We start from the raw sequence: 18,014 nt of genomic DNA, 5'->3' as shown, positions 1-18,014 counted from the left end.
CCGGTGGCATCCGCCCGTGGCGGGCCTTCGGGAGCGGATCGCGAGGCACCGAAGCGGGCGCCGGAGGCCTTGACCTCGCTTGCCGGCATTGGTGCGCCTTGATCGTCACCGCGGGCCTGGCCGCGAGCCGATGGCGTCAGACTTTCGGGTCCGGCCCGCGCCCAAGGGCGTGGGCCGTCCGTCAGGTCTTTCGCATTCCAGTCCCCGGACCGTTTCAGATAACACCACCTGAAGGTGCTGGCTTTCGAGGCCATGGAGAAGGATTTGAACCTTCGACAGTCAGATTATCGATCTGATGCTCTAACCAACTGAGCTATCCGAAGTGCAGATGAAGGGAATTGAACCCCCGACCTCCGGACCCAGTCCGGCGCTCTTCCGCTGAGCTACATCCGCGATCCCAATCCCCGAAACGGCGCCGTACACAGGGCGGCAATGCCGGCTGCGCGGGCGGAGGCAAAAGCTCCAACCTTTGTGCTCGCTTCGGTTTTCGTGACCGGGAGCGCGCCTATAGCCGCTGCGACCGGTTGTCGCAAGCGGCATAGTCGTGGCTGGACGCGGCTTCTTTCAGCGGTGGTATTTTTGCAACACCTACGATTGGCGCGGGGCAACTGGTTGTTGGTACCAACGTACCATGGTAAAATGTGAGAATGATAGAACGCGTGCAGACCGGGGTGCGCCTAGAAAAACGATTGGTGAAGGTGCTCAAGGCCTTGGCCGAGCATCGCGACATGAGCCTGGGTGACCTCATCGAGGGCATCGTGCTGCATGCCTTCGAAGGCCAGACGCCGTTCTCCGCGGCGACCCTGGAAACAATCGGCCAATTGAAGCGCATCTACGGGCTGGAGCTCAGTGCGGCAGACAGCCACCGTTTTTCGGAAACGAGCGGGGAGGACGAGTGACGAACCATCTTGAGCGCACTCATAGCATCGTGCTTTCGGGGCCGGTCGACCGCGTCTTTCCGCTGTTCACGCCGACTGGGGAGACCCTGTGGGTGGACGGCTGGGATCCGGAATTTCTGCATCCACAAGACGGGGAGACGCGCCAGGGCATGGTCTTCAGGACCGCTCACGGTGATGAGACCACGCTCTGGGCCTGCACGGACTGGGACCCCGTGGCAAATCGCATCCGCTATGTCCGGGTGACGCCGGATTCGCGTTTCGGATTTGTCGAGGTGGCCTGCCGCTCGACCGCTGACGGAGGCACGGAGGCGTCGATTGCCTATACTATCACTGCCTTGAGCACGGCAGGAAGATCGTATCTGTCCGAACTGACGGAGGAGGCATTCGCGCACATGATCGAGGGATGGAAGCTCCGTATCGACGCTTGGCTGGTGGCGGCGAAAACTTAGCCCCAGGCAACTTAAACTAACTGCGATCTTGGGTGTGGTTTGCTGTCATCCGCATTGGTTGCTGGAACGAACCCAGTGCGCTAGAGGCGGACAATCCTTAACGTGAGAGAAGTAGAGAGACCGTGGCACGAGGTGCGAAAAAGCAGCGCCAATACAGCTGATTAGTTACGACATAGGTATTCTCGCAGATATGGTATTGGCCGTCTGGGGATTCCTGCACACGGTCCCGTGGGATGTTGAAATTATGCGGCAAGTAAGTGTAACCACCGTCGATCCTGGACCGCACCGAAGACCGAGGTATGGCACGGCAATCAGAACCACCGCAACACCGGAATTTCGTCTGCGGGTCAACCTTGTCTTCGTACCAATCATGGGCGTTAGCGGCTGTTGCGGCGGCGATACACATTGCCGTGAAGAAGAATCTTCGCATGGCATTCCTCAAGTTTGGCAGGCCGCCGCCCGTTCGAGCATCCATGTATATTAGCGTTCCATTAAAAATACCATTAGCCTCCGACTGACTAACGCAGCTCCAGCAAGCGACGCTCGCACTGAAAGCCGTTCGCGAGTGGTGAAAATCTAGCGCTGGTACCCTAAGCGGAATACCGGGTTCGACCCTTCTCCGCCTTCCTTCGGAGAAAATTGAAGGGGAAGCCGTGACCCAATGCGCTTCAACCGGCTCCAGCGCAGATTAAAAGGTGACGCGGCCGAGCACGCGCAGGCCGTCGCCTTGCGGCTCGACGATCACCGCTTCGCCTTCACGCGGCGAGATGCCGGTGAGGGCCACGATGTTCTCCAGATGGGTGACCATGACCAGATTGTCGGAGCCGGAATAGCCGCGGATCTCGTTCACGACCGCAGCGAGCTGGGCGGCTTTCTCGCTCGCGTCGGTCTTCAGCAGGTCAAGCGGGGCGAAGGGCTCGGGCTCTGCTTCGAAAGCGATGCGGGCGGTGTCGCGGCAGCGGCAATAGCGGCTGGACAGCACACGCTCGATCGGCGCCGCCCGGGCGCCGAACAGCGCGCCGATCTTGCGTGCCTGCTGCTTGCCGCGCGTCGAGAGATTGACCTGGGTCGCGCATTTCTCGATGTCGAAATTCGCCGGATCGGTGGTGCCTGTGACCATGGCATGGCGAAGCAGCACGACATGTCCGCCGTCGCGCAACAGCGCCCAGCCGGCTTCGGTCGCATGGGCCGCGGCGGGAATGACGAGCAGCAATAGAGCCAGCACAGATCGAAGCATCAGGCGTCCTTTTCCGGTCACCGGAGGTGGGTTCCGGTGACCGCATATAGGGACGGCAAAGCCGGCTGAAAAACAAGGCACGACCAATCCCGGCTGTTTGCGAGAACGGACCGCTTCGCAAGGCGGGGCGATTGCGCTGCAATCCCGGCTCGCCTATCAGGAGAAAAATGTCTCCACTCATCGAAACCGTCCTTTTTGTCTTCGGCCTTGTCGCGCTCGGCTATCTGGCCGGGCTCACCGGCTATCTGAAGGCCGAGGCGGGCGAGGCCATCGCCGAATTCGCCGTCGGGGTGGCGATGCCGCTGCTTCTGTTCCGCACCATGGTGAACGCCGATTTCCACGGCACCGCGCCCTGGTTGTTCTGGGGAGCCTATTTCGCGGCCGCCGCAGTCACATGGGCCGCAGGCCACCTGGTCATCACGCGGGTGTTCGGGCGCGACGCGCGTGCGGGGGTCGTCGGCGGCGTGTCGTCGGCTTTTTCCAATCTCGTCCTGCTCGGCATTCCGTTCGTCCTCGGCACATTCGGGCCAAGTGGGTTCGAAGTGCTGTCGCTGCTGATTTCCGTGCATCTGCCGACGATGATCATGGCGTCTATCATCCTGTTTGAAATCTTTGGCCGCGGTGACGAGCATGTGCATCCGCTGCGCATTATCCGGCGCTTCTTTCGAAAGCTGCTCTCCAATCCGCTGATCATCGGCATCCTGGCCGGATGGGTATGGCGTATCACCGGCCTGCCATTGCCGGCGCTGGCCGTCCGGCTGGTCGACGCGCTGGCCAATATCGCCGGACCGGTCGCGCTGTTTGCCATGGGGCTTGGCCTGTGCCGTTTCGGCATCTCCGGCAACGTGCGGCCGGCGCTGGCGCTGTCGGCGCTGAAGCTGATGCTGATGCCGGCCGTCGCGCTCGGCCTGGTCTGGCTGTTCGGCCTGCCGCCGCTGTCAGCGAAGATCGCGGTTGTGGCCGCCGCGCTGCCATCCGGGGTCAATTCCTACCTGATCGCCACGCAGTTCAACACCGGCCAGGCATTGGCATCGAACCAGATGACCATCGCCACCGCCTGCGCGGTCGTCACCACGGCGTTCTGGCTGACTGTGGTGGTCCACGTGTTTAGATAGGCATGTCGATATCTAGGTAATGCCGGCGAACGGCCTAGTACTTCCGGTACTCATTTACCCAAACGTTACGCTCCGTTCCGATTTTCGGAACGCACCCTTCTCGGCGCGGCCTGACCTGAACCTGAACACACCCTCAAGCAACATCAGAAGCGCAACTTGGCCTCGCCTTGCGCTGGCCCAAACCCTATATGCCATCTTGCGATTGATTGCGGGGCTTGCCCTAGGTAAAGAGCAGTGGCTCCAGGCGTGCCGGCATCGATGTCAATGCGCACGCCCGCTAAAGAAATCCAGATAGCGGCCCGTCAGTGCGCCGAACGGAGGCTAGACCATGCTTCAGAAAACCAGCCATTTCATGCGCCAGGCCAATCTTATCAATGGCGAGTGGGTGCAGGCCGATAGCGGCCAGACGGTCGACGTCAACAATCCGGCCACCGGCCTCAAGATCGGCACCGTGCCGAAGTCGGGCAAGGTCGAGACGCGCCGCGCCATCGAAGCCGCCGACGCCGCCTTCAAGACATGGCGCAGGACCACAGCGCTCGAGCGTTCGAAGCTGTTGCGCAAGCTGCATGACGCAATGATGGACAATCAGGATGTGCTGGCCGAACTGCTGACCATCGAGCAGGGCAAGTCGCTGTTCGAATCGAAGGGCGAGATCGGTTCGGCCGCGTCCTACATCCTGTGGTTCGCCGAAGAAGGCCGCCGCACCTATGGCGATGTCGTGCCGTCGCCCTGGGCGGACCGCCGCATCCTGGTGACCAAGGAGCCGGTCGGCGTTATTGCCGCCATCACGCCGTGGAATTTCCCGTCCTCGATGCTGGCCCGCAAGCTCGGCCCAGCACTTGCCGCCGGCTGCACGGCGGTCGTCAAACCGGCCTCGCAGACGCCCTATTCCGGCCTCGCCTGGGGCGCGCTCGCCGAGGAGGTCGGCTTCCCCAAGGGTGTCATCAACATCCTGACCGGTGCCGCCGGCGAGATCGGCGACGAGATCTGCGCCAACCCGCTGGTCAAGAAGATCACCTTCACCGGCTCGACCGAGGTCGGCAAGATTCTGATCCAGAAGTCGTCCGTCACCGTCAAGAAGGTGTCGATGGAGCTCGGCGGCAACGCCCCGTTCCTCGTCTTCGACGACGCCGACATTGAGCGTGCCGTCGCCGGCGCGATCACCGCCAAATACCGCAATTCCGGCCAGACCTGCGTCTGTACCAACCGCTTCCTGGTTCAGGCCGGCATCTACGACAAGTTCGTCGAGAAGCTCGCCGCCGCCAGCAACGAGCTGAAGGTCGGCTCCGGCCTCGATGATGGCGTGCAGCAGGGCCCGTTGATCGACGAGAAGGCTGTGGAAAAGGTTGAGGAACTGATCGCCGATGCCACCGCCAAGGGCGGCAAGGTCGTCGCCGGCGGCAAGCGCCATACGCTCGGCGGTTCGTTCTTCCAGCCGACGGTGATCGCCGATGCGACGCCGAAGATGCGCTTCATGAAGGAAGAGATCTTTGGCCCGGTCGCGCCGGTGTTCAAGTTCGAAACCGAAGAGGAAGCCGTGGCACTCGCCAACGATACCGAATTCGGCCTCGCCTGTTATTTCTACACCGGCGATCTCGGCCGCGCCTTCCGGGTCATGGAAGGGCTGAAATACGGCATGGTCGGCGTCAATGAAGGCCTCATCACCACGCCTGAGGCGCCGTTCGGCGGCGTCAAGGAATCGGGCCTCGGCAAGGAAGGCGGACATCAGGGCATCGAGGACTATCTCGACACCAAATATGTCTGCATCGGCGGCCTCGGCCTCTGATCGGGTAGGGCCTGTCGACTATCAACAGACCCAAGCCGGCCGAAAGGCGGCCAGCCGGGATCGATCAACCAACTGGCGTTTCGGACATGGCGATGAAGGACGGCGAGGTTTTTGGCACGACGCAAGCTGGCGAGGCCATCCGCCGCTTCAGCATCCGCGGCGGCGGCCTCACCGCCAACATCATCGGGCTGGGCGCCATCATCCAGGATCTGCGCCTGGCCGGCCACGATGCGCCGCTTGTGCTCGGCTATAGCAGTTTCAAGCCCTATGAAACGGATACCGCCTTCTTGGGCGCCGTCGTCGGACGCTACGCCAACCGCATCCGCGATGGCCGTTTCACCATCGCCGGCCAGCGCTACCAGACCGAGCGCAACTTTCTCGACAAACACACGCTGCATGGCGGCTCGCAAGGTTTTTCGCACCGGGCTTGGGAGGTTTCGCTGCATGGCAGGGATTTTGTCACGCTGACGCTGCATGATCCCGACGGCACGATGGGCTTTCCCGGCGCGCTCGACGTGACCTGCACCTACAGGCTGAAAATCCCCGGCACGCTCAGCGTCGAGGTGACCGCCACCTGCGAGGAGCCGACGCTGTGCAACCTCACCCAGCATTCCTATTTCAACCTGGATGACGGCGGCGCCGGCGACATCCTCGACCACCGGCTGATGCTGAACGCCGGCGCCTATCTGCCAGTCGATGGCGACCTGATTCCAACCGGCGTCGTGAAGCCGGTCGACGGCACGCCGTTCGATTTCCGCCAGGCACGGCCGCTGCGCATGGAAAGCGAGGGCAGCCAGCTCCCCTACGACCAGAATTTCTGCCTTGCCTCGACACGCGGGCCGCTCAAGCTGGCATCATGGGCGCAAGGCGCGACTTCCGGCGTCGAGATGGAGCTCTGGACCACGGAACCGGGCGTCCAGCTCTATACCGGCCAGTATTTGGCGCCGCCTTCGCCGGGGCTCGAACGACGTCATTACAAGGCTTTTTCGGGCTTCTGCCTGGAGCCGCAGGTCTGGCCGGACGCGCCGAACCGGCCGTATTTCCCGCAGGCAACACTATGGCCGGGCCAGATCTACCACCATGTGACGGAATACCGGTTCCGACTGCCTGGCGCCTGAGCCCGGAAGCCGGTACCGGCTTTTGCTGCGCCGACCTTCGGTTAGTACCGGCGCGGAATGGCGGAAGATGGCCCCTTGGCGGAAGTTCGTTCGCCACCGGCCGAATTCACGCCCATGACCCAAAGCAGACGTACGTCTTCCACGCCGCGAACGGCAGCTTTGCGCCTGATATCGGCCGTTGAGGTGTCCGTTGCTACTGCCTGAAAGGAGACATTGTTGCGACCATTCTGGACGTCGCGGTTGCGGCATAACCGGTGATTCCCGCCATCCCTCAATATCGGACGTTCGCGCGAGAACTGGAGCCGGAGTCTCAAGCGGTCAATAGGTTGGGATTCAGTTCGCCGCGCCGACCCGCTTGCGCTCCCGGGTTTCCAGCAGCTTCGTCAGCCAGTCTGGATCCATCTCCGGCACGGAGGAGAGAAGCAGTTCGGTATACGGAGCATGCGGCGGCGTCAGGATTTCGGTCTTGAGCCCCTGCTCGACGACTTTGCCTTGGTGCATGACGACAATTTCGTCGGCGATTGCCCGCACCGTCGCGATGTCGTGCGTGATGAAAATATAGCTGACTCCGAATTCTTGTTGCAGCCGCATAAGGAGCTTCAGGATCTCTTCCTGTACGATCTGGTCGAGCGCCGAGGTCACCTCGTCGCAGATGATGAGCTCCGGATTAGCAGCTAGCGCCCGGGCAATGCAGATGCGCTGCTTCTGACCGCCCGAAAGTTCGCCCGGCAGACGGTCGAGGAAGCTTTCGTCCATCTCGATCATGTGCATGAGTTCGCCAACGCGGCGGTCGCACGCCGCCCCTTTGAGGCCGAGATAGAACTCGAGCGGCCGGGAGATGACTTCCTCGACGGTCTGACGCGGATTGAGCGCGTTGTCGGGCATCTGGTAGATCATCTGAATGCGGCGCAGAATGTCTTTGGGCCTCTCCTTCAGTGTTTTTGGCAGACGATGTCCCGCAAACGAGATCGAGCCCGAGACCGGCGGCAGCAGGCCGGTTATGACGCGGGCGAGCGTCGATTTACCGGAACCAGATTCACCGACGACCGCTACTGTCCGTCCGCGCGGCACCTTGATCGATACATCCTGCAGAACCTTGACTTTCCCGGCGTAGGCGGCGGTGATGTTATCGATCGTGAGCAGATGGTCTGCGGCCGGCACTTCGGGTTTGGCTAGCTTTCGCACCGCCCAGAGCGTCCTCGTATAGTCTGCGGTCGGCGCCGCAAGCATCTGGCGTGTTTCGGCCTCCTCCACAGTACGGCCATGGCGCAGAACCATGATCCGGTCCGCCATCTGCGCAACCACGGCCAGATCATGCGTGACGTAGATCGCGGCAGTGTTGAACTCTTCGACAATCTTGCGGATCGAGGCGAGGACCTCGACCTGTGTGGTCACGTCGAGCGCCGTCGTCGGCTCGTCGAAGATGATCAGGTCGGGGCGGCAGGCCATCGCCATCGCCGTCATTGCTCGCTGCAACTGCCCTCCGGAGACTTGGTGAGGATAGCGGAAGCCGATGGTGTCCGGATCCGGCAGGTGAAGACGCCGGTAAAGCTCGATGGCATCCCGATTCGCTGCCTCGCGACTGGCGATCCCGTGAGCCACGACCGTTTCGACGGTCTGATCGAGGAGCCGATGCGCCGGGTTGAAGGAAGCGGCCGCGCTTTGTGCGACATAGGCGATGCGCGAGCCTCGGAGCCGCCGTCGTGCGGTTTCGCTCATGGCGAGGAGGTCGATCCCGTCGAACAGGATCGACCCTTGCGTAATTCGGCAACCTGGCTTGGCATATCCCATCGCGGCAAGCCCAATAGTGGACTTTCCGGCGCCGGACTCGCCTATGAGGCCGAGAACCTCACCGCGCTTTAGCGAGAGATCCACGCCGCGAACGATCGGATGCCAGCGCTCGTCGGAAAACCCTTCGACGTGAAGGTTGCGAATGCTGAGGAGTTTCGTTCCCTTTTCGCGTTGGCCAGAATTCTTACTTTTCATCGCGCAACCCGCTTGTCACGTGCAAGAACCAGTCGACAACGAAATTCACCGACACCGTGAGAAGGGCAATCGCGCCTGCCGGCAAGAGCGGAGTGATGTCGCCATAGGTGATGAGGGTGGCGTTTTCCCGCACCATCGAGCCCCAGTCGGCTGTCGGCGGCTGGATGCCGACGCCGAGAAAGGAGAGCGCGGCGATGGTGAGGAAAACGAAACAGAAGCGCAGGCCGAATTCCGCGATCAGCGGCGGCAGCACGTTGGGCAGGATCTCCTTGGTCAGAATCCATCTCGGCCCTTCGCCACGCAGTTGCGCGGCTTCGACATATTCCATGACGGCAACATTCAGCCCGACCGCGCGCGCCAGCCGGAATACGCGGGTCGAATCGAGCAGGGCGATGATGAGGATCAGGCTGGTGACCGACGAACCGAAAATGGATAGCAACATCAGCGCGAAGATGAGGCTCGGGATCGACATCAGCACATCTACCGCGCGCGACAGAATCTGGTCGAGCCACCCCCGGTACATCGCGGCCAGCAAACCGAGCGTGACGCCGACCGCGAAGGACAGAAGCGTAGTCGCGAAGGCGATGCCGATCGTATTGCGCGCGCCATAGATCAGCCGGGTGAGCACGTCGCGACCGAGTTGGTCGGTCCCGACGATGAACTCCTGGCTCCAAGGCGCGAAAGCCTCGGTGAAAACCTGCGTTTCTCCGTACGGCGCTATCCAGGGCGCTAACAGCGCGACGAAGACATAGCCAAGGATGACCACGATGCCGAACCAAGCGCTGAATGGAGCCTTTTTGAGTGCGGTTTTTACCCGGGAGGCGCGTGTGCGCCTCTGTCTCGGAACCGCCACGACATGTTCGGTGCTGGTCATCGCGGATGCAAAAGCCTCGGATTGGTGGCGATGGAAATGATGTCGGCGGTCAGGTTGAGCAGGATGTAGGTTGCTGCGAAGATTAGGGCGCAGGCTTGCACGACCGGAACATCCCTGGACTTCACCGCATCGACCATCAATTGGCCGATGCCGGGATAGACGAACACCACCTCGACGACGACCACGCCTACGATGAGATAAGCGAGGTTGAACGCAATTACCGTGACGATAGGCGCCCAGGCATTGGGCAGGGCGTGTCTGAGAACGATTGCCATCGGCGACATTCCCTTGAGCCGCGCCATGTCGATATAGGGGCTTGCCAGCATGTTGATAATCGCAACGCGCGTCATACGCATCATATGGGCAACAATCACCAGCGTGAGGGTGATGGACGGCAGCGCTGCGCGCCAGACGTGCTCCCAGAACGGCGTTCGGTCGCTGATGTTCGCCAGTGTCGGAAATTTGGGAACCAGGTTCAGGACCCAGTTGATCGAAGCCGCGAGCCACTCGGGCAGGGATTGTGCGAATTCGGTTCCAATGAACGTGTCGCGCGAGATGATGAGATAGGCCAGCATATAGGCGACGAAGAATTCGGGGAATGAAATCGTCGTCAGCGTCACCGTGTTCACCACACGGTCGAACCAGCTATTGCGGTAGAGAGCGGCGAGAATGCCGAGTCCCAGCGCGAGTGGAACCGCTATAAGGGCGGTCATCACGGCAAGGAACATCGTGTTGTAGAGCCGGGGCGCAATGATCTCGGCGACTGTGCGCCGGTAGCCGGTGCGGCTTGCGAAGGAAGAGCCGAAATCCCCCTGCACGATCTGCCCGACCCAGGCGAAATAGCGCTCAACCGGCGGACGATCGATGCCGATCTCGCGCTGGAATGCGGCGACCGTCTCGGGCGTCGCGGATTGCCCGAGCATCGCCTTGGCGAAATCGCCCGGAAGCATGGCAATCGCCGAAAAGATGATGATGGTGACGATGAACAGCGTGATCAGGCCGAGACCCAGGCGCTGCAGAACCGTCCTAACGACCGGATTCATGGGCGGTGCCTTCGAGCGTTTCCCCTGAAAAGAGCGAACCGCCCGCGCCGCGGGCGGTTCTCGCCTGGCGAACGTCACGCGTTGGCTACCCACCAGCGCTCGGCCATCTTCAGTCCGTCATTCTCCCAGTTCGGCGCCAACTCGCCGTGCGCCAGTTTCTTGGACTTGGCGCTGACAAAATTGTTGAAGACCAGGACGATGGCGCCGCCGTCGTCATGCGTCAACTGCTGCATTTCGGCATACATCGCGGAGCGCTTGGCCTCGTCGGTCTCCGCGCGTGCTTGGATCAGCAGTTCGTTGAAGCGGGCATTTTTCCAGAACGTCTCGTTCCAGCTGGAATCCGCCGAGTAGGCCTGCGTGAACATCCAGTCGGCCGTTGCACGACCGCTCCAATAGGAGGCGCACCACGGTTTCTTGAGCCAGACATTGTCCCAATAGGCGTCCTCGGCCTCGCGCACCACATTGACATCGATGCCGCATTGGGCCGCCGTCTCGCGGATGAGGGCGGCTGCGTCCACGGCGCCGGCGAAAGCGGCGTCGGCGACGGAAAGGTCGACCTTGAGATTTTCCATACCCGCTTTTTTCAGATGGAAGCGCGCCTTTTCAGGATCGAACTTGTGCTGCGGCTCCGGATTGATGGCGAACTTGATAGCCGGTGCGATCGGGTTGTCATTCCCAACGGTTGCATGGCCAAGGAAGATCTTCTGCGCGATTTCCTCGCGGTCGATCGCCCATTTCAGGGCCATGCGCACATCGGGGTTGTCGAATGGGGCAACCGTCACGTTCATAGGCAGCGTGTAATGGCCGTAGCCGGTGACCTCAAGGATATCGATATTCGGCTTGCGCTTCAGCATGCCGAGCGTTTTCAGGTCGGCGCGGCCGATATAATCAACCTCGCCGGTTGACAGCGCGGCCATACGCGCGGCGAGGTCCGTAATGGCGATAAACTCCACCTCGTCCAAATAGGGTTTGCCGTTCTTGAAGTAATTGGGATTGCGCTTGAGCTTCGCCGAGACGCCTGGCTGGAAGTTCTCAAGCACGAAGGCGCCGGTCCGGACGCCCGATTCCCAGTCGGCCTTTCCGTCCTTGGCAGGCATGACGACAAGGTGATAGTCGCTCATGATGTAGGGAAAGTCTGCATTCCCGCTGTTTAGCGTGAAAACGATCGTTTCCGGGCCGTCCGCCTTGATGTTAGTCACCGATTCGAGCAGCGACTTCGCCGCCGATTTGGTGTCGGCTCCCATGTGATATTGCATAGAGGCGACCACGTCGTCCGCCGTGATGGTCTTGCCGTTGTGGAAGGTCGCACCTTTGCGCAGCTTGAAGACCCATGTCGTCGCGTCGTCCGAGGTCTCGAAGCTCTCGGCAAGGTCTGGCTGGATGCTGCCTTTCGCGTCGACCTCGGTCAGGCTGTTGGACATGGCACCCGAAAAGGCGGTTTGCGTGAAGGTATCGGGATAGCCGGCCGGATCGATCGAATCGGTCGTCGCGCCATGCGCCATGCCGAGCTTGGCGAAGCCGCCCTGCTTGGGTGCGGCCCGCGCCACGCTCACGAAGAGCATATCTGCGGCGGCGACCGTCAGGCCTGCCGCCAGCCCTAGATGGATGAAATCACGGCGCGAAACCTTGCCGCGGCCGATCAGGTTTTGCGCCAAGCGCAGTTTATATTCAGATTCCGACACTGCTTCCTCCCATTGCGGATTTCCCGCATTCTTGTTGTTGGCATTTACCGAGCAGATCTGGCGGATTCAGGCGATTTGCCTCCTTTCGGTTTTTCCGCGGTTCGACGCAAATCTTACGCCGTTACATAGATTTCACCAGCTTCCACCGTGACCGGGAATGTTCGGGCACGTACGCCCGGATCGACCAGGGCCGCACCGGTTTTTATGTCGAATTCCCAACCGTGCCAGGCGCAGCGCACGATCTCGTTCTCGCGGTGATAGATGAATTGCGCTTGGTCGACCGGCGCCGTGGTTCCGCATTGCGGTCCCTCGCAAAGCGGAGCGCCGCGGTGCGGACAAACGTTCAGCAAGGCATGGAATGAATCTCCGATGCGGAAGACCCCGACTGAAAGGCTGCGGATTTTGGCGATGTAGGGAGTCCCGGTCTCGATTTCGTCGACCCGGCAAATGTATGTCTTCTCAGCCATTGTCTGCTCCCGTCAGGCGGCATTCGCCGCTTGCGTGCGGGGAATGCGTTTATAGACCTCGAGCGCATTCAATCCCATAATCTTGCTCCTCCAGGCAGGCGGGATGTGCAGCGTGTTGGCATCGTCATAATCCCAATGCGGGTAGTCGGAGGCAAACATCAGCGTATTCTCGCCGTCCATCGCTTCGAGAGTGGCCCAGAGATGTTGAACGTTCGCTGGCTGCTCTAGCGGCTGCGTGGAAAAGCGGATGTTGCGCCGGCAATACTCCGAGGGCAGCATCTTCAGCCACGGCGTTTCCTTACGCAGCGCTTTGTAGTCTGCGTCCAGACGCCACAATACCGACGGAACCCAAGCCACGCCGCACTCGATGATCACGAAATACAGATCCGGCCATTTTTCGAAAACGCCATGCGCGATCATGCTTGCCACGTGCGACAAGGCCGACATGTGAAGAATAGCGTGCGTCTCCCAGAAAAAGGTCGTCGGAGCCGGCGCCACCGCGTTCCAATTGATGCCGCCATGGCCGCCCAGGTGAATCGCAAATGGCAGCCCGACTTCGGCGCAAGCCTCGAAAATAGGATGGTAGAACGGATCGCCGTAGGGTTTGACCGAGCCTTGGGAGGCCAGAACCTGTACCATACGGGGATGGTTGCCGAGGCGGCGGATCTCGGCTGCTGCGAGCTGCGGATCCTGCGGCGCGATGATGATGGAACCCATAAAGCGACTGTCTTTGGGAAGCCATTCGGCGATTTGGTAGTCGTTATAGGCGCTGACCAGCGCACTGGCGTAATAAGGATTTGCCAGCGTGGAGGCTTCGATCGGCTCGTCGCCGGTCAGGATAGCGGCCCCGACATTGTATTTGTCGAGGTGCTTTTCTTTCATTATGAGATAATTGTCGGCCTCCGTCTCGGGCCTGACGTCCTTGCGGGAAAAGTCCTGCGGGTGAAACCACGGACGGTGCCCGTGCGGGAAGGCGCCTCTCGGACCAGTTTTCTCGCCTTCTGTGAACATGTCTTTCCAGACGCCGGAAAGATAGGGCTCGAGCACCGTCGCGCTCGACCAGTAATTGTGACAATCGCAATCGACTATGAACACCTTATCCAACTCCCTGGCGCCGCAGGCCGGCTAACCTAGCCGGCTTCTTCAATCGCAGCTTCCGCCTTGGGAATTATTTGATCAAGCTTGTGATCTGGGGTAATACGATCGGATTTTTCGATTGCGAGGCGACATGCAGCTGGATCACATCGAGACCTTCCTCGACATCATGGAGTCACGAAATTTTAACCGTACGGCCGATCGGCTAGGGGTCACGCAGTCGACGGTGAGCACCCGCATCAGGAACCTGGAGCAGGCCATTGGTTCGGAGCTCTTCCTGAGGGGACGCGCCGGCGCCGAACCGACTGCGGCGGGGCGACGTTTCGAAGCCTATGCGCGCGCCATGCTCTCGACATGGTCTCAGGCCCGCCATGACGTTCGGGCATTCAACCGGTTCGAGGGCACCTTGCGCGTCGCTGCGCAGGTCGGGATGACACGATCGATATTGCCGGGTTGGGTGGAAACTCTGTTCCAGGTGCTGCCGAAATCGTCAATTCACGTAGAGTCCGACTACTCGCCGCAGATGATTTCCGATTTGAGCTTGGGAAACCTTGATATTGCTGTGGTATACGCGCCCCGATACCTCCCTGAAATCTCCTACGATCCTCTCATGGTCGAAGAATATGTGATGGTGTCTACGACGGCCAGGATGCTGTCGGAGGTCAGCCCGGATACGTATATCCGGCCGGGCTACACGGTCGCGCTTGAAAAAGCCCACGCCGAGGCGCTGCCGCAATTGGCGATAGGCCGTCTTTCGATGGGCTCGGAAACGCTCGCCGAAGCGATGCTGCGGCGCATGGGTGGCACTTGCTATATGCGCAGTGACGACGCTCGGCGGTATACCGCCGAGCGGCCGTCTTTTGTGGTCGAGGGTGCGCCCGCGCTTCAGCAGCCCGTCCACACCGCTATTCTGGCGCGCCGCAAGCACGAGCCGATCATCCGTAGAGGGATTCGCGCGCTCCATCTGGCCGTTATGTCCATGGAAAGCTAGATCGAAATATCCGATTGTAAAGCCGACATCTGCCGCTTTTTTGAAAGTATCCCGGCTGCCATTCTGGCCGAGGCAAAACAGAGTCAAATGATGAACGCGCACGTTCCCTTTTCGACCACCGATTTCGCTCCAGCGCTGCGTCAACGGCAATGGGCGGAGAACTCAAGACAGTTCGTGCGCTGCCGGGGCGTCATCGATGAGACGCACGACGTTAAAACATTCGTCTTTTCAGCCGCTTCTGGCCACATGTTCAGCTTCAGTGCAGGCCAGTATTTAGTCCTGCACCTGACGATCGACGGCATCCGGGTAACAAGATCGTACTCGGTGTCGTCGCCGCCGACTCGACCGCTCGACCTGCAGATCACGGTGAAGCGGGTGAAGGGCGGACTTGTTTCCAATTGGCTTCACGACAATCTCCGGCCGGGCCACGACATTGAAATCGAAGGGCCGGTCGGACGTTTCAACTTCGACGATCTACCATGCGAGAAGCCGCTTTTCCTTTCGGGCGGCAGCGGCATCACTCCCGTTATGTCGATGCTGCGGACGCTAACCGACCGGGCATCTGGCCATGACATCCGTTTCATTCACTGCGCTCGGACGGCGGACGACATCGCCTTCCGCTCCGAGTTGGAGGCGCTCGCCGCGCGGTTCTCTAATGTCGATGTAAGCTTCATCTGCAGCCAGGAAGGTTCGGCGTGGCAGGGCCCTATGGGTCGGATCGACGGCCCCATGCTCTTGCGGCTCGCTCCGGACCTTCACCAGCGCACGTCTTACGTTTGCGGCCCCGAGCCGTTTATGCAAACGGTTCGGGCCTGTGTCGCGGAGATCGGCATCGCACCCTCGCAGTATCACGAGGAAAGTTTCGGCGGCGCCGTGGGCAATTCCATGCCTCCGAAATCGGCTGCCGCTGGCCCAACTTGTGTCCGTTTCGCCCGGTCTGGCGTGGAGCATCTGTGTGCGCCTGGAGAGACTCTGCTCGATGCGGCGCGCAATAGCGGCCTCTACATTCCTACCGCATGCCAGCAGGGCATTTGCGGAACCTGTCGGACGGTCAAGCTCTCAGGTGACGTCGTGATCGACGACCTTGGAGGACTCAGCCTTGAAGAGAAGGCGGCTGGTTATGTGCTGGCTTGCTGCAGCCGGCCGCAAGGCACCGTTTGCCTCGATCTCTGACCTCATGTCGAATTGATGGCCAAGCCCGGCGCTGCGGGCATGCCGGTGGCTCACATGATTGGATAAACGGCGCGCGCACTCATGAGTCGGTTCCGGCAACCTGCGCTTGGCCGCTGGATCCTTTGAATGTCGGCTTTCGGGCGGCATCGTGCGGCGGGAATGGTCGGATTGGGTCAGATCACGTCGGTACCCGCGGGGGCCTGAAGGGCCGCTTCTTATAATCCGAGCCTCAAAGCTGCCAGTCAGCATTCGTGAAGAGTTTCGGGCGCCGGCAGGCGTACGAAAGTCCCCGAGGAAGGAACCCGCGGGCGGCCGGCGTCGTGGAGGGCGATCAGCCGGGTGAGGAACAGGCGGCGAAACAACTTGCCGAGTACCCTGACCGGGAGCAGGAAGGCCGGCCGCGACGATATCCAGCGGCTCCCGTCCGGCGCGATGCCGCCGCCCGGCACGATCATGTGGACATGGGGATGGTGGGTCATCGCCGATCCCCATGTGTGGAGCACGGCGGCGATGCCGATGCGCGCGCCGAGATGCCTGGGATCGGCCGCGATCGTCAGCATCGTCTCCGATGCCGCCTTGAACAGCAGGTCGTAGACCAGCGCCTTGTTGTGGAAGGCGATCTCGGCGACCTCGGCCGGCAGCGTGAACACGACGTGGAAGTATCCGACCGGCAGCAGGTCGGCCTCCCGCTCGGCAAGCCATGTCCTCGCGGCCGCGCCCTGGCACTTCGGACAGTGCCGGTTGCGGCAGCTGTTGTACGCGATCCGCCGTTGGCCACAGTCCGCGCAGGCCTCGACGTGGCCGCCGAGCGCTGCGGTGCGGCAGAGTTCGATTGCCGACATGACCTTGAGCTGCTGTAGGCTGAGCTGCCCTGCATGGGCGACCCGGTAGGCAGGCCCGGCAGCACGGAAGATGTCGGCGACCTCGATCGAGGCGTGCACGCTCAGCCGTCGGGCGAGATCTCTCCCGGCTTGAACAGGCCAAGCTTGTCGAGCGGACTGGTTACGGAGCGTACCGTCCGGGTCGCGACCTTGGCGTAGAGGGCCGTGTTGTCGAGCTTGGCATGCCCGAGCAGGACCTGGATGACCCGGATGTCGGTGCCGTCCTCCAGCAGGTGGGTGGCGAAGCTGTGACGCAGCGTATGCGGTCCGACCCGCTTGGCGATGTCGGCGGCCTGTGCAGCCTCGACGACGATGCGATGGAGCTGCCGCGTGCTGATCGGCTTCATCGCGTGCTGCCCCGGGAACAGCCAGCCGTCGCGATGCATCACACCCTGTTGCCGCCCGACCTTCCACCACTGGCGCAGCAGGGCAAGCAGGTCGGCCGACAGCATGGCATTGCGGTACCGCCCGCCCTTGCCATGTTCGACGCGCAGCAGCATGCGCTCGCTGTCGACGTCGGTGACCTTCAGCGTCGACACCTCGGCGACGCGCAAGCCCGCGCCATAGGCGACCGACAGCGCGGCCTGGTGCTTGAGGCAGGTGGTGGCGTTGAGGAGACGGGCAACCTCGTCGCGGCTCAGGACCGCCGGCAGCTTGCGCGGATGCGACAGGCGGACCAGCCTGCGCGCCAGGTCCGGGCGGTCGAGCGTGTGGGTGAAGAAGAAGCGCAGGGCCGACACGATGCTGTTCATGGTCGGCACGGGAACGCCGTCTTCCTGCTGCCCGACCTGGAACCGGCGCAAGTCATCCGCTGTGGCCGTGTCCGGCGATCGGCCAAGGAAGCTTGCGAACCGCCCGACATCGCGGACGTAGTTGCGCTGCGTCTCCTGGCTGAACCGCCGCATGGTCATGTCGTCAATCAACCGTTGGCGCAGCGGGCTGATCTGTGCATCGAGAACAGGATGGGGCATGGTCAGGCTCCTTGTTGAAGAAGCCTGTGATGCTCTGCCGCCGCCGAACGACGCTCAATGCGGGCGCGGCAACCGGATCGTGACCTCTACCTCACCGCGCGCGCCCATCCCGCGCAGCGGGTTCGTTCCTCGGCCTCACTGCGGTCATTCGAGAACTGGCGGTGGATGACCGCTTTTGGCGCTGGTTGCTCGTTTCCAGTCGGCAATCGACCGCACGAAATCACCCATTTCCGCTTTTCACAAACGG

At 61.5% G+C, this 18,014-nt stretch carries 15 protein-coding genes, 1 tRNA gene and 1 pseudogene; 7 read left to right on the top strand and 10 right to left on the bottom strand.

Annotated features, from left to right (window positions below):
* Positions 1 to 323 precede the first annotated feature (323 nt).
* Positions 324 to 393: transfer RNA gene (locus AC0L14_RS04890), tRNA-Pro, on the bottom strand.
* 266 nt (positions 394 to 659) lie between these two features.
* Between AC0L14_RS04890 and AC0L14_RS04885 the strand changes: the two genes are divergently transcribed.
* Positions 660 to 899: a hypothetical protein gene (locus tag AC0L14_RS04885; protein ID WP_473638033.1), complete on the top strand. Its 240-nt coding sequence runs from the start codon at positions 660 to 662 to the stop codon at positions 897 to 899.
* Positions 896 to 1,348, top strand: coding sequence for a hypothetical protein (locus tag AC0L14_RS04880; protein ID WP_473748790.1), 453 nt, complete (start codon positions 896 to 898; stop codon positions 1,346 to 1,348). Before AC0L14_RS04885 ends, AC0L14_RS04880 begins: the two co-directional genes overlap by 4 nt.
* Positions 1,349 to 2,036: 688 nt before the next feature.
* Here AC0L14_RS04880 and AC0L14_RS04875 read toward each other — a convergent pair.
* Positions 2,037 to 2,585: a histidine phosphatase family protein gene (locus AC0L14_RS04875; RefSeq protein ID WP_473748789.1), complete on the bottom strand. Its 549-nt coding sequence runs from the start codon at positions 2,583 to 2,585 to the stop codon at positions 2,037 to 2,039.
* A gap of 167 nt (positions 2,586 to 2,752) precedes the next feature.
* Here AC0L14_RS04875 and AC0L14_RS04870 point away from each other — a divergent pair, with 167 nt between their 5' ends.
* The 3 genes from AC0L14_RS04870 (at position 2,753) to AC0L14_RS04860 (ending at position 6,604) form a co-directional block, all read left to right on the top strand.
* A complete protein-coding gene (locus tag AC0L14_RS04870) occupies positions 2,753 to 3,700 on the top strand; it encodes an AEC family transporter (RefSeq protein WP_473486546.1) in 948 nt (315 codons plus the stop codon).
* A gap of 328 nt (positions 3,701 to 4,028) precedes the next feature.
* On the top strand, positions 4,029 to 5,486 hold the full coding sequence (locus AC0L14_RS04865) for an NAD-dependent succinate-semialdehyde dehydrogenase (protein WP_473748788.1): 1,458 nt from the start codon (positions 4,029 to 4,031) through the stop codon (positions 5,484 to 5,486).
* 86 nt (positions 5,487 to 5,572) lie between these two features.
* Positions 5,573 to 6,604: an aldose epimerase family protein gene (locus AC0L14_RS04860; protein WP_473748787.1), complete on the top strand. Its 1,032-nt coding sequence runs from the start codon at positions 5,573 to 5,575 to the stop codon at positions 6,602 to 6,604.
* Positions 6,605 to 6,937: 333 nt separating this feature from the next.
* Here the strand turns inward: AC0L14_RS04860 and AC0L14_RS04855 are convergent, their stop codons facing one another.
* From AC0L14_RS04855 to AC0L14_RS04830, 6 genes are all read right to left on the bottom strand, one after another.
* On the bottom strand, positions 6,938 to 8,590 hold the full coding sequence (locus AC0L14_RS04855; protein WP_473748786.1) for an ABC transporter ATP-binding protein: 1,653 nt from the start codon (positions 8,588 to 8,590) through the stop codon (positions 6,938 to 6,940).
* Positions 8,580 to 9,464 (bottom strand): ABC transporter permease, encoded by an 885-nt coding sequence (locus AC0L14_RS04850; protein ID WP_473597981.1) that lies wholly within the window; start codon positions 9,462 to 9,464, stop codon positions 8,580 to 8,582. The genes AC0L14_RS04855 and AC0L14_RS04850 overlap by 11 nt, the downstream gene beginning before the upstream one ends.
* Positions 9,461 to 10,507: an ABC transporter permease gene (locus AC0L14_RS04845; protein ID WP_095488652.1), complete on the bottom strand. Its 1,047-nt coding sequence runs from the start codon at positions 10,505 to 10,507 to the stop codon at positions 9,461 to 9,463. Before AC0L14_RS04845 ends, AC0L14_RS04850 begins: the two co-directional genes overlap by 4 nt.
* Before the next feature lie 74 nt (positions 10,508 to 10,581).
* The gene (locus tag AC0L14_RS04840; protein ID WP_473748785.1) at positions 10,582 to 12,189 is read right to left on the bottom strand and encodes an ABC transporter substrate-binding protein; all 1,608 of its coding nucleotides are present in this window, start codon (positions 12,187 to 12,189) and stop codon (positions 10,582 to 10,584) included.
* 113 nt (positions 12,190 to 12,302) lie between these two features.
* Positions 12,303 to 12,656: a Rieske (2Fe-2S) protein gene (locus tag AC0L14_RS04835; RefSeq protein ID WP_023797723.1), complete on the bottom strand. Its 354-nt coding sequence runs from the start codon at positions 12,654 to 12,656 to the stop codon at positions 12,303 to 12,305.
* A 12-nt stretch (positions 12,657 to 12,668) separates the two neighbouring features.
* Positions 12,669 to 13,751, bottom strand: coding sequence for an amidohydrolase family protein (locus AC0L14_RS04830; RefSeq protein WP_473748868.1), 1,083 nt, complete (start codon positions 13,749 to 13,751; stop codon positions 12,669 to 12,671).
* Positions 13,752 to 13,884: 133 nt separating this feature from the next.
* Here AC0L14_RS04830 and AC0L14_RS04825 point away from each other — a divergent pair, with 133 nt between their 5' ends.
* Both AC0L14_RS04825 and AC0L14_RS04820 read left to right on the top strand, forming a co-directional pair.
* Complete coding sequence (locus tag AC0L14_RS04825; RefSeq protein WP_473748784.1) at positions 13,885 to 14,742, top strand: LysR family transcriptional regulator; 858 nt, start codon at positions 13,885 to 13,887, stop codon at positions 14,740 to 14,742.
* 87 nt (positions 14,743 to 14,829) lie between these two features.
* Positions 14,830 to 15,915 (top strand): FAD-binding oxidoreductase, encoded by a 1,086-nt coding sequence (locus AC0L14_RS04820; RefSeq protein WP_473748783.1) that lies wholly within the window; start codon positions 14,830 to 14,832, stop codon positions 15,913 to 15,915.
* 308 nt (positions 15,916 to 16,223) lie between these two features.
* Here AC0L14_RS04820 and AC0L14_RS04815 read toward each other — a convergent pair.
* Both AC0L14_RS04815 and AC0L14_RS04810 read right to left on the bottom strand, forming a co-directional pair.
* Positions 16,224 to 16,856, bottom strand: a pseudogene (locus AC0L14_RS04815) (IS91 family transposase); the annotation flags it as partial.
* A gap of 2 nt (positions 16,857 to 16,858) precedes the next feature.
* A complete protein-coding gene (locus tag AC0L14_RS04810; protein WP_473748782.1) occupies positions 16,859 to 17,767 on the bottom strand; it encodes a tyrosine-type recombinase/integrase in 909 nt (302 codons plus the stop codon).
* Positions 17,768 to 18,014: the final 247 nt, after the last annotated feature.

It is taken from the genome of Mesorhizobium sp. WSM4841, assembly GCF_055811515.1.
This window is presented reverse-complemented; position numbering and strand designations above follow the sequence as displayed.